This is a genomic window from Pseudomonas sp. GM50 (genome assembly GCF_000282375.1).
Lineage (GTDB): Bacteria > Pseudomonadota > Gammaproteobacteria > Pseudomonadales > Pseudomonadaceae > Aquipseudomonas.
Genome location: NZ_AKJK01000066.1, coordinates 22,821 through 37,593, shown reverse-complemented (window position 1 = coordinate 37,593; position 14,773 = coordinate 22,821). Strand labels below are relative to the sequence as shown.

At 56.7% G+C, this 14,773-nt stretch carries 15 protein-coding genes; 13 read left to right on the top strand and 2 right to left on the bottom strand.

Annotated elements, in window-relative coordinates:
• Positions 1–198, top strand: coding sequence for a YbdD/YjiX family protein (locus tag PMI30_RS13150; protein WP_007900300.1), 198 nt, complete (start codon positions 1–3; stop codon positions 196–198).
• A gap of 110 nt (positions 199–308) precedes the next feature.
• Here PMI30_RS13150 and PMI30_RS13155 read toward each other — a convergent pair whose 3' ends face one another.
• Complete coding sequence (locus tag PMI30_RS13155) at positions 309–1,214, bottom strand: amino acid ABC transporter substrate-binding protein (RefSeq protein WP_008010498.1); 906 nt, start codon at positions 1,212–1,214, stop codon at positions 309–311.
• A gap of 48 nt (positions 1,215–1,262) precedes the next feature.
• The gene (gene potE, locus PMI30_RS13160) at positions 1,263–2,603 is read right to left on the bottom strand and encodes a putrescine-ornithine antiporter (RefSeq protein WP_008010497.1); all 1,341 of its coding nucleotides are present in this window, start codon (positions 2,601–2,603) and stop codon (positions 1,263–1,265) included.
• A 352-nt stretch (positions 2,604–2,955) separates the two neighbouring features.
• On the opposite strand from potE, the gene PMI30_RS13165 reads away from it, so the two are divergent.
• The 12 genes from PMI30_RS13165 to PMI30_RS13225 all read left to right on the top strand — a co-directional run bounded on the left by PMI30_RS13165 (position 2,956) and on the right by PMI30_RS13225 (position 14,769).
• Complete coding sequence (locus tag PMI30_RS13165; protein ID WP_008010496.1) at positions 2,956–3,480, top strand: cupin domain-containing protein; 525 nt, start codon at positions 2,956–2,958, stop codon at positions 3,478–3,480.
• A 790-nt stretch (positions 3,481–4,270) separates the two neighbouring features.
• The gene (locus PMI30_RS13175) at positions 4,271–4,576 is read left to right on the top strand and encodes a hypothetical protein (protein WP_008010494.1); all 306 of its coding nucleotides are present in this window, start codon (positions 4,271–4,273) and stop codon (positions 4,574–4,576) included.
• Positions 4,557–5,864 (top strand): diaminopimelate decarboxylase, encoded by a 1,308-nt coding sequence (locus PMI30_RS13180; RefSeq protein ID WP_008010492.1) that lies wholly within the window; start codon positions 4,557–4,559, stop codon positions 5,862–5,864. The genes PMI30_RS13175 and PMI30_RS13180 overlap by 20 nt, the downstream gene beginning before the upstream one ends.
• A 10-nt stretch (positions 5,865–5,874) precedes the next feature.
• On the top strand, positions 5,875–6,783 hold the full coding sequence (locus tag PMI30_RS13185; RefSeq protein WP_008010491.1) for a hypothetical protein: 909 nt from the start codon (positions 5,875–5,877) through the stop codon (positions 6,781–6,783).
• A 1-nt stretch (position 6,784) separates the two neighbouring features.
• Positions 6,785–7,762 (top strand): hypothetical protein, encoded by a 978-nt coding sequence (locus tag PMI30_RS13190; RefSeq protein ID WP_008010490.1) that lies wholly within the window; start codon positions 6,785–6,787, stop codon positions 7,760–7,762.
• Between the two features lie 11 nt (positions 7,763–7,773).
• Entirely contained in the window at positions 7,774–9,369 is a 1,596-nt protein-coding gene (locus tag PMI30_RS13195) for a class I adenylate-forming enzyme family protein (protein ID WP_238541997.1), read from the top strand.
• A complete protein-coding gene (locus PMI30_RS13200; RefSeq protein WP_008010488.1) occupies positions 9,347–9,601 on the top strand; it encodes a phosphopantetheine-binding protein in 255 nt (84 codons plus the stop codon). Before PMI30_RS13195 ends, PMI30_RS13200 begins: the two co-directional genes overlap by 23 nt.
• Positions 9,602–11,155: an AMP-binding protein gene (locus PMI30_RS13205; RefSeq protein WP_008010487.1), complete on the top strand. Its 1,554-nt coding sequence runs from the start codon at positions 9,602–9,604 to the stop codon at positions 11,153–11,155.
• Positions 11,124–12,641, top strand: coding sequence for an AMP-binding protein (locus tag PMI30_RS13210; RefSeq protein ID WP_008010486.1), 1,518 nt, complete (start codon positions 11,124–11,126; stop codon positions 12,639–12,641). Before PMI30_RS13205 ends, PMI30_RS13210 begins: the two co-directional genes overlap by 32 nt.
• A 123-nt stretch (positions 12,642–12,764) precedes the next feature.
• Positions 12,765–13,169 carry a VOC family protein gene (locus tag PMI30_RS13215; RefSeq protein ID WP_008010484.1) on the top strand — a complete coding sequence of 135 codons (405 nt, stop codon included), beginning with the start codon at positions 12,765–12,767 and terminating at the stop codon, positions 13,167–13,169.
• Positions 13,166–14,293, top strand: coding sequence for an acyl-CoA dehydrogenase family protein (locus tag PMI30_RS13220; protein ID WP_008010483.1), 1,128 nt, complete (start codon positions 13,166–13,168; stop codon positions 14,291–14,293). The genes PMI30_RS13215 and PMI30_RS13220 overlap by 4 nt, the downstream gene beginning before the upstream one ends.
• The gene (locus PMI30_RS13225) at positions 14,290–14,769 is read left to right on the top strand and encodes a hypothetical protein (protein WP_008010482.1); all 480 of its coding nucleotides are present in this window, start codon (positions 14,290–14,292) and stop codon (positions 14,767–14,769) included. The genes PMI30_RS13220 and PMI30_RS13225 overlap by 4 nt, the downstream gene beginning before the upstream one ends.
• The last annotated feature ends 4 nt before the right edge of the window (positions 14,770–14,773 follow it).

Sequence of the window (14,773 nt, the reverse complement as noted above, 5' to 3'; positions counted from 1 at the left end):
ATGTTCAATGACCTGAGTCGCCTCGGTAAATACTTGGGTCAGGCTGCACGCTTGATGGTTGGCATGCCTGACTACGACACTTACGTTGAGCATATGCAAACCAAACATCCGGACAAACCGGTGATGAGTTACGAGGTGTTCTTTCGCGAACGTCAGGAGGCTCGTTACGGCAGCAAGGCGGGACCGAAGTGCTGTTGATGCGAAACGTCTAAGCGGCATTTTGCTTTAGGAGCCCGGCCTGCCGGCGATAGCGATCTTCGAGACGCTACCGTTGGCAGGCCGGGCTTTTTTGTTTTTCAGGCTTGTCTCTACGGTATCGCATAGACCTTGAACAGCTTTTTGTCCGTGTCGGTAAGGCCTTGCAGGTGGGTGTCGTATGCCTGCTCGATCGCGCCCGATCGATACATCTCACTCAGCGCGGTGTCGACCAGCAAGCGGAAATCTTCATCGTCTCGATCCACCGCCATTGCAGTCGGTGAGTACTCAAAAACTCGATCCAGCAGGACCAGATTTCTTGCGGAATGGTTATTGGCGAGGAGGTTTTTCAGCATCATGCGCTCGGCGAATAAGGCATCGGCTTTGCCTTCGGCGACCAGTTTGAGGCCAGCTTCAGTGTTCTCGACTGTGACCAGGGTGGCCACCACACCGAGTAATCGCATCTGTTGACGGATCCATGCCTCGGTGACGCCACCTGCGGTGGCGGCATAGGTTTGGTTGGCCAGCCCATGATTGATGGTCGCACGCCAGGTCGGTCCGGTATGGGCTACTTTGCCGTTTAGTACATTGAGCAACGCCTCGGGTGCTTCCTGGCGCACCACTGCCGAAAGGCCGGCCGTGTAGATCGGAACCGAGAAACTCACATGCTTGCGTCGCGCCAATGTGGGTGGCGTCGGCGTACAGAGGATGTCGATCTCGCCCGAGCTCACGGCACTCATCTGGTCGTTGATGGAGACGGGGCGGTAACGTACCTGCAACGCGGGCAAACCCAGCTCGGTCTTGATTTTGTCGGCGACCTTCAGACAAAGCTCGATCGCATAACCGCTGGCTTTGTCGCCGTCCTGGACGCTAAAAGGTGCGAAGTCCGGCAGGTAACCGAGGGTGAAGGTATTGCTCGCCCGCACGCGTTCAAGGGTATTGGCACCGGCCAGTACCGGCGCCATTGTGAGCAGGCAGACGAACAGCAAGTTAGTGGCTTTGGTCAGTTGTACGTTCATATCCTGGCGCCCCGCATTCGGATGTCTGTGCTGTCCTGAAGATTACAGCTAAGGATTGCCGGCCCTGGTCTGAGCGGTTGGAGACGCATCGACAAAACGCTTGGAGAGGAAGCCATAGAGCAGGTAGCCAAATGTAAGGACAATGAGGCCACCGAATACGGCATCCTTGCCGCAGGCATAAAGGGCGTACAACGAATAGGCCACGGCGATCAGTAATAGCATCGTGTTGCGGGTGTAGACCCCTGCGCTGACTTTGGCCTTGTACATCATGACCAGCAGGCCGGTGGCGGCTGTCACGTATGGGATCAGATTGGTTACTGCCGCCAGGCTGACGAGCTTTCCGAACTGGGCGCTGGCATTGGGCGAGATGGTCGACAGCGCCATCAAGGTCTGCAAGACGCCGCAGACGAGCATGCCGACAATGGGCGCATCCTGTGCGCTGACCTTGCTGAACAATTTCGGGAACATACCTTGGTCAGCAGTCATCTTGGCCGTTTGCGCCAGGGTGAACTGCCAGCCCAGCAGCGAACCAACACAGGCCATCACTGCCAGCGCCATGACGATGTTGCCGACCGCGGGGTTAAACATATGTGCATAGACGAGCGCGAAGGGGGCCGAAGAGTTGGCCAGTTCGGCATTGGGTATGATGCCCTGGATGACCGTAGTCGACAGCACATAGACCACTGCCGCACCCAGCGTGCCGAACAGGCAGGCCAACGGTACGGTGCGCTTGGGATCTTCCACAGCATCGGAGGCCTGTGCCGCCGATTCCATGCCGAGGAATGCCCACAAGGTCAGGGGAATCGCCTTACTGATGGCGTCGGAGATCGGCAGGTTGTTCGGATTCCAGGCGGCAATCAGCACATCGGGCTTGAACCAGAACCAACCAATGATGCTCAAGCCGGCCACCGGGATGATCACACCCCACACGGTAATCGCACCGATCTTGCCGGTGATGCCCGGGCCACCGAAGTTGGCCGCGGTGGTCAACCAGAGCAGACCAACCGTACCGATGAACAAAGGAATGGCGCCACTGCCCAGCCAGGGCACGAACGATGTCATGTAGCCCACAGCGGAGATGGCCACGGCCACATTGGCGATGCCCAACGAGAGAAAGTACAGATACGAACAGAGGAAGAAGCCTGATTTGGCGTGCGCCTCTTCAGTGTAGGCAGACAACCCGCCTGAGCGCAGGCAGAAGATGCCGCACTGGGAAAAGCAGTACGCGATGGCCATGGAACCGACGGCAGTGACGATCCATGACAGCAACGAAACGGCCCCGAGTTGGGCCATACTCGTTGGCAACATGATGATACCCGATCCCATCATATTCACCGTCACCAGTGTGGTGAGCCCCATGAGGCTCATTTTCTTGCTTGAGTCGGCCATCGGAAACCCCTTGATCTGCTCAACACATTGACCATAGCCCCGATTGTCATGCTCAAGGTCCGGAAAGTGCCCATCGAACAGTTTTATCGCCAGTTAGTCTCATCGAAAATGGGCTTTTGGGGTTCTGAACAGCAAAAAGAAATGGCCGACATGGTCTGTTTGGCGTACCTCCCAAGCGGGATATTGCGGTGTTGCGAGGGCAGGGGTAGCTATAGAGTCAAACCGACGAATTGCGTTTACTCACGCTTTTAAACGCTATCGAGATAAAACGACTAAACAACCATTTAGCATAGTTATAATCTATCGATAAGACAGTAACAATAGATTAAGTGTTTTTAAGAGAGCAATCCACATGACCAACAGTGAGCTCAACATTCAAATCCCCAACGCTGAAGCAGTGATCGCCGCATTGGCGCTGGAGCCACACATCGAAGGCGGTTTCTACCGAAGAACCTTTCAATCGGATCACCACGCCATGGTCGAGATCAATGGTGGTCAACGTCACTTGATGACTTCAATTTACTACTTGCTGACCAAGGATTCGCCGATAGGTCATTTTCACCTGAATCAATCGGACATCGTTCATTACTACCATTTGGGAAACCCGATTCAGTACAGCCTGATTTTTCCAGACGGCACGTTGAAAACTGTGGTGATGGGCAGCGACGTTATCGCCGGGCAATGTTTGCAGCTGCATGTACCTGGTGGCGTCTGGAAAGCTTCGCAGCTTATGAATGGTTTAGCAGAATACGGTTTGATCAGTGAAGCGGTTTCACCAGGGTTTGATTTTGCAGATATGGAGATGGGTAATCGGCAGAAGCTCAGAGCGCAGTTTCCCGAGCATTCGGAGCTGCTTGGAAAGCTGACGCAAGGATGAGGGGCTTAGGTGAATCCTGGGCTTCAAAATCTGCGTGCAACCGGGCTAATCTCGAAACATATTGTTACGTGTAATGTATATTATGTTAAACGACAGATCATGTCATAGATGTTCATGAGCCTCATAAGGCACTGATTCGAAAAATGTCACCGTCGCGATTTTCGGACACCACCGCCCCTGGATGCCTTTTCCTTTAAAGCGACAAAATTCAAGACAAAATCCAAAACCCTGGCTTTTTCACACGCAGATTTATGCCCGTATCTCTAAGCTCCAGCCAGTTTGCAATAATCTGGCATCGATTGTTTCGCAGTGGATATTTGATAATAAATCGAGGTTCGAGACGAGTACGTCGACCAGCATCTGAAACGCTATCGCGTATTTCTCGGTTTGCCCGAGTTGCCTATGGAAAACGAGCGAACCCAAGGTAACCAAATACCCACCTCTCATGTTGACGCCTATTTTTGTGAAGCCATCGGACTTCGATCCTTCAAGGATTGAAAAGCGACCTGGCCTGGTAAAGAGCCTGTATAGAATATTGGCTTTCGAAGCCGATGCACTTTTAAGGATTACCTGGCGCGACTCTCATTGTGGCGCTTGGGCATGCCCCAAATAGACGCCTAATAGATTTGAGCAAGTCAATCACATCGCCCGTTAATCAGTCTTGAAAAAATGGGGATGACCATAGATTGTTCTATGAATTCAGGGGTGATTTTCGTTGCAATCTCAAGCAAATCTCAGTGTCCGCCACGGATATGATCACTCTTACGACGTTTAAAGGGGTGTCACATTCATGAGCTTTTCGCCAAAAACGGCACGGACATTTATTCTCTCCTCGCTGGAAAACTTGGGCGTTACCCAGGACAAGTTACAGGCCATCGACCACGGTGCCGAAATCTACGGCCCGCAGGGGCTGTTGGACTCCATACATCTAGTCGGCCTTATCACAGCAATTGGTGACCGGGTCGACGACACCGCAGGTAATACCGAGAGTTTCTTCGATATTCTCGATAACGATCTGTTCGACAACTTTAAAGATATCAAACAAATCGAATCGTTATTAAACGGAAAATTCAGCCATGTCAGCTTTTGCGCCTGATAGTCAATACATCCATACCGACAAAATTGAAGACATCCCCTATCAGTTGTTGGCCGACAAAGTGCCCACGCCTTTTTATGCGTACAGTGCCACACAGATAAAAACAGACTTTGCAGAACTTAAGCGCACGCTTCCCCAGGACATAGATTATTTCTACTCCCTCAAGGCCAACCCGAATAAAACGCTGGTCGCGCTATTACATCAGGCAGGAACGGGCTGCGAAGTCTGTTCCCTGGTGGAGTTGGAAATTGCTTTACGCCAAGGCGTGGCGCCGGGCGATATTATTTTCGTCGGGCCCGGCAAGCATATTAATGAGCTGACGCAGTGTTGCCTTGCCGGCATTAAAGCCGTGGTGGTCGAATCCATCGAAGAAATGGTTCTACTCAATGATATTGCCGCTGGCCTGGGAATAACCCAGAGCATTGCCCTGCGCATCAACCCTGACTTCACCGGCGAAAAAGCCAAGTTAGTGATGAGCGGCAAGCCCCGGCAATTTGGTATTGATGAACAATTGCTGCCACAGGCATTCGCCACGCTCGGGCAACTTGCGCAACTGCGCCTGGCAGGCATCCATGTTTATCTTGGCACCCGAATTCTTGACTGGCAGGCCCTGGCCAACAATACGCAAAACATCCTGACACTGGCCGCCACGCTCCAGCAGACCTATGACATGGACTTCGACTTTGTGGATGTCGGCGGTGGCTTTGGCGTGCGCTATTTCGACAAGGAAAAAGCACTCGACCTGGCCGCCTTGGGACAGGCACTGATGCCCGTGGTAAACGACTATCGTCGGTGTTTTCCACGCTGCAAGATCGTTATTGAGCTGGGCCGTTTCCTGATTGCGCGGGCTGGCATATTTGTCACGCGGGTCAACTACCTCAAACCGTCCCGGGATGAGTGGTTTGCCGTGTGTGACGGCGGTGCCAACTGCCACGGCAGTGCCGCTGGCATCAACTCCTTGATCCGTCGAAATTTCCCGATGGCGCGTCTTGGCCCATCCCGGCACAGCGATCAACATCGCTATCAAGTGACCGGCCCCCTGTGTACGCCCACTGACTTGCTGGGCGAAAACATCATGCTCGCCGAGCTTCGTTCGGGGGATCTGATCGGTATCGGGCATTCCGGTGCCTATGGTGCCAGTGCATCGCCAGTGGGCTTTTTAAGCTTCGGTCACCCGGCAGAAGTGCTGGTGGAAAATGACCAGGCTTATCTGATCCGCACGGCAGATAGCGTAGACACCCTGCTGGCCCCCCAGGTGTGCCAGCGCTTGTCTTTGGCCAACGCCTGAAGGAATCGCCATGTCTCTGAAGTTTGCGACTTCTCATATCCTGTGGCGCCAGTTTGAAAGGCAAAACGATGTGCCTGCCGTGGACGACGGGCAATTGAAAATAGTGAAGGACTTCGTCAACGGCTTTTTTCATTCTCATGGCCATACGGGGCAGGCTCAGGACCTTCATGCCTACCGCTGGTATGCCGCACAAAACCAGACGTTCAGGACAATGCTGACACAGTTGGTCGGGGAGCTGGCAAACCAGGCCCCGCTCAAGGACCTGGATCTGCTGGTACTCGCCCACTGGACGCCGGACGTGGAGGTCGGATGCTCGGTGACCAACGCCATTATTCATGAGGCGGGTTGCCACGACGCCTTTGGTATTGCCATCAGCGATCATGGCCTGAGCAGTGCGTTTCTGGCGTTGCAAGTCATTGAGGATTACCTCGACGACAGGGACCGTGGCGGCCGTGGGAAAACGGCCCTGCTGCTGATCGCCGACCAGGATGCCATCATGTATGACAGCCCCAGCCTGGCCCGTTTCAATCCCGCGGCCAGCGCCTGCGTCGTGATGTTGCACAGCCTGCCAGTCGAACAGACCGGCGGCCAACCCGGAAACATCGCGTTTAAACACTATCGAAAAGTCCCTTTCCCGGCCACGCACCAGGCACTGGATGCCCTCCTCGTTACGTTGGATATGTTCACGTCCGAGGAAGAACGACTGCCCCTGCTGATCCTGACCACGCCGGGTTTTGCCAGACAGTTGCGCGAGCATGGGCCGCTGGCAACCCATCGCATCGAGAGCTGGGATGAGGCGTTACTCTCCTGCGCCCCCTGGGCCCGACTGGAACAACTCGCGCCGAACAACCACCGTATCCTGCTGATGCTGCCGGAGGGTAACTCCCTGAGCTGCGCGGGCTTTGTGGCGGGGGCTTGAGATGTATATCCATACGATTACCAGCCTGGTCGCCGCTAACCTCACCGCCCTGCCCGCCCTGGCGGAAAAATATGCCTGGGGTCAGCGCAACACCAAGATCTTTGGCCGCTTTCATCGGATGGAGTCGGCCAGCCTGTTTGAACGGGAGGCGTTGCCTGGCCTGATCATGCGGCTGTTGCAACAGCTCAAGGCCGAGTGTGACCCGGTACTGTTTGGGCGCATTGGCTATGTGGCCTGGGCGCACTCTCTGAATTGCCCCAGTCCTTTTGACCTGGTCCCCGTCCTGGCCAGCGACTTGCGTACATTCCTGGGTCGCCCGGAGATTGAGTTTTTCTCTGTTTCCCAGGCGTCGTGTGCATCGGCGCTGGTCGGGCTGAAATTTCTCAACGCTAAACTCACTGCGGCTCATGCCAGGCAGGATAACGTCTGTGGCTTATTGATCACCGGGGAAAAATGCTTCCACGAAACCGTGCAATACGTCGATCAAAATGGCTATTTCGGCGAAGCATTTTGCGCAACCTTGCTCAGCGTAAATCCCTCGCCCGGCGCCTTGCGCGTGAGCGCCGTGCACGTCCAGCAATTGGCTGCCTACGGCACACGTACGCGTGCCACGGATCGCGAAAGTGAAAACGCCTACGATCACGCCTTTATCCCCACCATGCTTGAGACCGTGCACACCGCGCTGCAGCACGCAGAACGGCGCCCTCAAGAGCTGCGTACGCTGATCCCGTACCACATCAGCCCGCCCACCTTCGACAGGATTGCCGACGGCGCAGGTTTTTCCCGGGACATCATCTACCGTCGTCATCTCTACCAACTGGGACATTGCTTTTGCAGTGATGCGTTCCTCAACCTGAAAAGCCTGCTGGCGCACCGCGATAACGCTATCGCCGTTCACCCCATTCTGGCCGTGGCGTCCGGCATCGCGGGCACTTTTGCAGCCATGGTTCTTGAATTGAATAATGAGGATGAGACATGAGCACAACCCATTTGACCCAATGGCTGGTGCTGGCTGCACACCAGTTCCCTGAGAAAACGGCGTTGATCGAGGGTGAGCATGCAGTGACCTGGGCCGCACTCCATCAACGCGTGATCAATACCGCCGCCTACTTGCGTCAGCAGCAGGTTGAACGCGGCGACAGGGTATTGGTATGGCTGCCCAATGGAGTGGATTTCGTCGTCTGCTTCTGGGCTGTGCAATATTTGCAGGCCGTGTTTGTCCCGGTGAATCCGGATACACCGCTGGCACGGGTCGGCTGGTTACTCGACAACGCAGCGTCACACCTATTGATCGCCCAGGCCGGGCAGGCCGCTGCGCTGGCAGCGGCACCCGGCAACCCTGACCTGCAGGTGCTGTTTGATCAAGCGCCCGGCGCGCAAGAGAGCGATTCGCCACTGCTGTCCCTGCAACAAATAGCGGCACTTGCACCGACCATACCGTTGCCTGTTCGAGATGCGCTGGATATTGACCTGGCCTGCCTGATCTACACCTCGGGTTCTACGGGTGATCCCAAAGGGGTGATGTTGACCCAGCGCAATATGCTGAGCGCGGCGGACTCTGTCGCTACCTATTTGCAATTGGCGGCCAGCGACCGGATATTCTGCACGATCCCCATGAGCTTCGACTACGGGCTGTATCAAGCGATTATGGCCGCCAAGGTGGGCGCAACGCTGATTATCGAAAAGGATTTCAGCCGTCCGCTCTTTGCCCTTAAACAGCTGGTCAAGCACAAAGCCACCGTCCTGCCGATTGTTCCCACGCTGCTGGCGATCATTGCACCATTGGCCAAACGCTATGACTTCTCCTCCCTGCGCAAAATCACCAACACCGCGGCGGCCCTGCACCCCAGCGATATCGATCTGCTGACCTCGCTCTTCCCGCAAGCCGAGATTTTTTCCATGTACGGGCTGACCGAGTGCCATCGCTGTACCTGGCTGCCCCCCGCGTTGCTGGCCCAGCATAAAGACAGCGTGGGCTACGCCATCCCGAATACCGAACTATGGGTAGTGGACGATGACGGCGTGGAGCACCGCAGCAATGCGACCGGTGAGCTGGTGATCCGTGGCGCAACCGTGATGCGCGGCTACTGGCGCAACCCTGAGCAGACCGCGAAGAAGCTGCGGCCAGGCCCCTTGCCCGGCGAATCGGTCCTTTATACCGGCGACGTGTGCCGGCTGGATGAGCAGGGCTTGCTTTATTTCCTGTCGCGCAACGATGACATTCTGAAAACCAATGGCGAAAAAGTCGCCCCCAGGGAAGTCGAGGGCGTACTCAAGCGCATGCCGGGGGTGCTGCAGGTCGCGGTGATCGGTGTCGCCCACCCTGTTTACGGCGATGAAATCGTGGCCTGTATCGAATGCGTTGCTCCGCTGGACACCGCGCTGCTCAAAGCCTTTTGCCAGACCCATCTCGAAGCCTATAAACGGCCCCACCGCTATTACTTCAGTGAAGCTTTGCCCAAAAACAACAACGGGAAAGTTGACCGCGGCCAGCTATCCGGCCTTCTGCCGCGCCGGGAAAACAACCTGAACGTCGGGTGCACACAACAAACAGGGAGCCAACATGTATACGCCAACCATCATTGAAGCCATCGGGCTGGTTCTGGAAACGTCAAACCTCTCGGAACTGAGTGCCCGGACTCACCTGGAGCGCGACTTGGGATTTGAAAGCGGTTTGTATATCGAACTCATCATGTACCTTGAGGAGCGCATCGAGGACCTGGTCCTCGACCCTGCCACGCTGGAATTCCAGCACTTCGAAACCGTGGGCAGCCTGTCGAACTTCATTGAACTCCAACTCGCCAGCCGGGCGGCATAAATGGACGCCTGGTCTGAGCTCATAACGGTGTTTATGCGCTTTGAGGATCAATCGCATACTGCCTGGTGCCACCACTCACTGACGTACAGCTATGCGGCGCTTGCTCAGCGCGCGCAGGATATCGCCATTGAAATAGTCCGCCAGCAGCCTCGAAGCGAGACGCCTCTGGCGCCGGTATTGGTTTATGGCCACAAGTCCTTCGATTTTCTGGCGGCCTGGTGGGCCTGCCTGCTGTGTGGTTGTCCGATTGTGCCGGTGGAGTCAGACAACGCTCCCGAGCGGCTGGAACGGATTGCCCGTACGGTCGGGGCAAGCTTGATCCTGAACACCGACGCCCTCCCCCTGTGCGCCGCCAATGGCAAGGTGATTGCCCTCGCCGCCTTGCCCTGGCAGCACCATGACCCTGCTGCGCTGCGGCATTTACTGGACGGCACCCGCAGGCGGTTCGACAACGCGACCGACACCCCGCTGGCCTACATCATGTTTTCCTCCGGGACTACCGGGGAACCCAAGGGCATTCAGATCAGTCTGTCCAATCTGGTCGATTTCGTGGCCTGGATACGCAGCGACTTTCCACTTGATGGGGCTATCACGGGAAATGTGCGGTATTGCTTCGATGTCTCCCTGTTTGAAATCTGGCTCGCCTGGCAGTTTCTGCAACCACTGTCCGTGCTCGACCATCGAGACTTGATCAACACCCGCAAGATGATTGCCCAGCATGCACACATGGCGCTGACCTGCTGGGTATCGACGCCATCGATGACGCGTCTGTACTTGCTGGACCCGACCTTCAATATGCAAACACTGGCGCAGTTACGCCGGTTTATTTTCTGCGGCGAGACGTTGCCCAAAGAGATCGTCACCCAGTTGTGGGCGCGTTTTCCAGGCTGTGAGGTGATCAATACGTACGGCCCCACCGAATGTACCGTGGCGGCTTCACAAGTGTTGATTACCTCGGACATGGTGGCTTCGTCATTGCCCCTGCCGATCGGCCGCGCCAGACCGGGCGCGGCACTGCACCTCTCCCAACCCGTGGACGCTTCGGGCCGGGGGCAACTGTTGATCAGTGGCGAATGTGTCGGCCCTGGCTATCTCAATGCTGCACCTGCGCGTCAGGCCAGTTTCAGCCGGCAGGATGGGCAAGCCACTTACGCCACCGGTGATATCGGCCTGTTTGATGGCACCTGGTATTACTTCCTGGGGCGTGAAGATGGCGAGGTCAAAATACAGGGACACCGTATTGACCTGCATGAAATCGAACGCTTCCTGCGCGACCGCAACCTGGTCGCCGATGTGGTGGTAGAGCCGTATTGGCGCAAGGGCAACGCCGAGGCGATCCAGGCCTGCGTGATCCTCAATGCAACCTGCGAACTGTCACAACTTGGCCACGCCATGCAAGCCCATTTCCCCCCGTGGGCAATCCCGCGTTACTGGTACAGCACCCCCCGCACCGTACTCAATCACAACGGCAAACTGGATCGTTCAGCTGCCCGCCAACTGGCTTTGGACAACGGAGAAAAATATGTTTTCATCGCAAATCAAACCGCTGTTTGAGCGGCTGAAATATCAGAGCACTGCGACCGCCTTGATCAACGAGCAGGGCACCTACAGCTTTGCCGAACTTGGCGTGCGCACCGCCGCGATTGCCCAGGTGCTCGCGCCGTGGGCAGGCCGTAACGTGCTGGTTCACGGCCATAAGCAACTGGATGCCGTGGCAGCCATGCTGGCGTGTATCAGCCAGGGTTGCTGCTTTAGCTTTGCCGACCAGTCCAACCCCGTCCCGCGGATTGAAAAGATTGCCAAGCTGACCCGAGCCGAGCTGATCCTCACGGCGACGCCACAGAAGCTGGAGGGTCTGGACCGCTGGCCACAATGGGTGACATCGACCCTGGAAAATGGCGACCCGGCATCACTGCCACTCGAACCTGAATTGACCCAGCCAGCCTTTTATATTCTCCCCACTTCGGGCAGTACCGGTGAACCGAAGGGCGTCGTCGTCAGCTATGAGAACTTCGCCGCATTCTCGACCTGGTACAGCCCGATGATCCGCGACGGTATCGCACACGGATGCCACGTGAGCCATGCCTGCTTCTCCTTCGACATGGGCTTGCTGGATCTTTTCCCGGTGCTGTGCGAAGGCAGAGCCTTGCTGATGCTGGATCACCGCCACAACATGCTGCCGCGGCAAAATATCCGCCTGATGTCGCGCTATCCGCAAAGCCCGGTCACCAGTTGGTTTTCCACGCCGAGCTTTGTCGATTTGATGTTGAAGGACCCCTTGTTCAGCGGGGAGCAGTTTGCGGATCTGAAGCGGTTCTTTATGGCCGGCGAGCGCGCCTCGCTGGGGTTGGTGACCCAGTTGCAGGCGCGCTTCCCGGGCCTGGAGGTGATGCACGGTTATGGCCCGACCGAGACCACCGGCATGACCCATACCTTCGAGCTTGGCCATCCTCCCGAGCACATCTCGGGCCTGCTGTCCCTTGGTAAAGCCTGCGGGTTGACCGGGGTCAGGATCGTGGATGCCGATGGTCAAAGTCTGCCGCCAGGCGAAATAGGCGAGGTGCTTTTGTACGGCCCGCAAGTCGCGCTGGGCTACCTGCCTGAGGACGACCCGCGTAACAGTGCATTCAGCCATGACGAGTTCGGACGTTACTACGCCAGCGGTGACCGGGGGTTTGTGGATGAAGAACAATCCCTGTTTATCCACGGCCGGGATGACGGCCAACTGAAACTGAACGGCAACCGTATCGAGCTCGCCGAAATTGAAAGCAGTGTGTGCCGCTATGTGGGGGTCACCCAGTGTTGCGCGGTGCCGATCAAGGAAGAAGGCAAGGTCATCGACCTGCAACTTTTTATTCAATTGCGCGAGGACAGTGCAACCCACCGCGCCGCACTGCGCCAGTTCCTGGCAGAACAGTTACCGGCTTACATGATCCCCAAATCCATGTTTTTTTGTCAGACCTTCCCCGTGACACTGCATGGAAAGATCGACCGCCAACAACTGGTGGATCAGCACAAAGAGCCGCTGGCCGTAAGCTGATGGCCACCTGCAAGCACATATAAAAAACTTCCCGCCACCACGGCGAAAATTCACATCACTCCATGCCCCGGCGCCGGACAGGCGCCGGCGTAAATCGTTTTCCCCAAGGATAAGGGCGTCGCGATGCGTTTTAGTCATATCGGTTATGTGGTTAGCGACAGCGACGCAACGGCTGTCGCGGTTAAACCGTTTTTCCCGGTTATCGTCCGATACAAAGAATATGTTGCCGCACAAAAAGTGTTCATCACCCTGCTGGAAACTGTTGAAGGGCACAGCCAGATAGAGTTGGTCGAACCGCTGGAAAACAATCTCCCCTTGCGCGAGTTGTTGGCCAAATCCGGCAAGTCGTCGCTGCCCTACCATATCTGCTTTGAAGTCGATGACTTTGACGAGCAATTCAAAGTCATGAAGAGCGCCGGCTGGATCGTACTGACGCGCCCGTTCAACGCCTTTGACAGCAACCACCGCTCCAGCCACCTCTATCACCCTGATGCCGGGGTTATTGAAATCATGTCAGGCCCGCTATGAGTCAACTCTACGATGACACGTTCGCCGGGCAATCCTGCCCGTTGGGCGCAGACGCCCAGCAGATTGCTGACCAACTGCGCAACTTCGGCGACACACGGCAGATCATGGGGCAATGGTCGTTCGCCCCGACGCTGAACTATCTCGGCTTGCCGCAACGGTACCAGGTACCGCCAAGCCGTCAGGTGATCAGCCTGGCCGCACGCTATGAACTCTACGAACAGATCGGCTTCGTCTCCCCGGCGCTGATATTCAGCGCGCCCGGGCCGAGCATGGCGGCCTATGTCGTTGCCGGGCTGGGCAACGAACAGCAGCAGGATGCCTTTTTCGGCCAGTTCCAACAGGCATTGTGCTGGTCCTGCTTTGCGATGACCGAACCCACACAGGGAAGCGATGCCGGGGCCATGCAGACCACGGCGACACCGGTTGACGGCGGGTACCTTATCTCCGGGCGCAAGATGTTTATCGGTAACGGAGTCATCGCCCAAACCGGTGTGTTGTTTGCGCGTACCGCACCGGGGCAATTGGGGATCAATGCTTTTCTGTTTTCGCCACAAGACCCGGCCATCACCCGCCATCGCCTTGCGCTGACCGGGCTTGACGGTGCAAACCTGGCGTTGATGCAGTTCGACAACCTGTTTGTCCCGGCAGGGGATTTGCTCGGGCAGCACTTGAAACCGACCCAGCGTTTTGCGCAGTCGGCGATGGCTACATTCGATGCGCTGCGCCCCTGTGTCGGCGCCCTGGCGCTGGGTGTGGCGCGACGCGCATTGCACGAGTGGCAAGCCTGCGTCACGCCGACCCCGGCACAGTCACAACGGCTGTCGCAAATGAAGCGTCGCTGGTATGCCGCTTACCGTGCGGCGTCGATGGTCTGTCAGCAAGCAGATGAACAGCAAAGCCCGGGGGAAAGCCCCGGCATGGTGAAAACCGCCTGTGTGACTCTCGCCGATGAAATTGTCAGCCTGCTGATCCATGCTTTCCCTGCAGACACTCAGCCTGTACCGGCAGCCCTGTGGCAGGCATTTCGTGATGTAAAAGCCTTTGAGTACACCGAAGGCACACGACAGATCCACCGACTGAACCAGAGTTTTTCACCCCGACAAGCCAGCCAGGAGTGCCGATGACTATCGCCCCTCTCGTGCAGGGTCAACTGAATATCGTCAGTACCTGTGAAGCCATCACGCCGGACAGCCGGCACTTTATTGCCACCCGGGAGCTACCGACCCGGGCGCGCTGGTATCAACACTGGCCACACATCGATTGCGGCGAACGCCTGCACGCAAAGGCCGCTGTGGACCTGTGCCGCAGCGTCATCAGTGAGCCGTATCCGACACAGTTGGTTTACGACAGCCTTCACCCGGCGGCGCGCGGTGCGACTCCCCTGCTGCAAAGCCTGATTTCCCAATGCCCGGGCTTCATCGAAATCTGGGGCGTATGCAGTGGGCAATTTGATCCGCAATACGCCGGTTCGCTGGCAAGCACCCTGCTTCAACCCGGGCAACGCCTGCTGTATCTGTATGACCCGCTGCAGCGCCTGAGTGGTGATTCCGCGCCCCAGCTGGCAACGCTGCACTATCTGATCTTTTCTGCACAAGCATAGGGGA

Coding starts and splice junctions, on each gene's coding strand:
- PMI30_RS13200 (WP_008010488.1), top strand. CDS start 9,347: ATGTATACGCCAACCATCATTGAAGCCATCGGGCTGGTTCTGGAAACG.
- PMI30_RS13220 (WP_008010483.1), top strand. CDS start 13,166: ATGAGTCAACTCTACGATGACACGTTCGCCGGGCAATCCTGCCCGTTG.
- PMI30_RS13185 (WP_008010491.1), top strand. CDS start 5,875: ATGTCTCTGAAGTTTGCGACTTCTCATATCCTGTGGCGCCAGTTTGAA.
- PMI30_RS13175 (WP_008010494.1), top strand. CDS start 4,271: ATGAGCTTTTCGCCAAAAACGGCACGGACATTTATTCTCTCCTCGCTG.
- PMI30_RS13225 (WP_008010482.1), top strand. CDS start 14,290: ATGACTATCGCCCCTCTCGTGCAGGGTCAACTGAATATCGTCAGTACC.
- PMI30_RS13165 (WP_008010496.1), top strand. CDS start 2,956: ATGACCAACAGTGAGCTCAACATTCAAATCCCCAACGCTGAAGCAGTG.
- PMI30_RS13205 (WP_008010487.1), top strand. CDS start 9,602: ATGGACGCCTGGTCTGAGCTCATAACGGTGTTTATGCGCTTTGAGGAT.
- PMI30_RS13210 (WP_008010486.1), top strand. CDS start 11,124: ATGTTTTCATCGCAAATCAAACCGCTGTTTGAGCGGCTGAAATATCAG.
- PMI30_RS13215 (WP_008010484.1), top strand. CDS start 12,765: ATGCGTTTTAGTCATATCGGTTATGTGGTTAGCGACAGCGACGCAACG.
- PMI30_RS13190 (WP_008010490.1), top strand. CDS start 6,785: ATGTATATCCATACGATTACCAGCCTGGTCGCCGCTAACCTCACCGCC.
- PMI30_RS13155 (WP_008010498.1), bottom strand. CDS start 1,214: ATGAACGTACAACTGACCAAAGCCACTAACTTGCTGTTCGTCTGCCTG.
- PMI30_RS13150 (WP_007900300.1), top strand. CDS start 1: ATGTTCAATGACCTGAGTCGCCTCGGTAAATACTTGGGTCAGGCTGCA.
- potE (WP_008010497.1), bottom strand. CDS start 2,603: ATGGCCGACTCAAGCAAGAAAATGAGCCTCATGGGGCTCACCACACTG.
- PMI30_RS13180 (WP_008010492.1), top strand. CDS start 4,557: ATGTCAGCTTTTGCGCCTGATAGTCAATACATCCATACCGACAAAATT.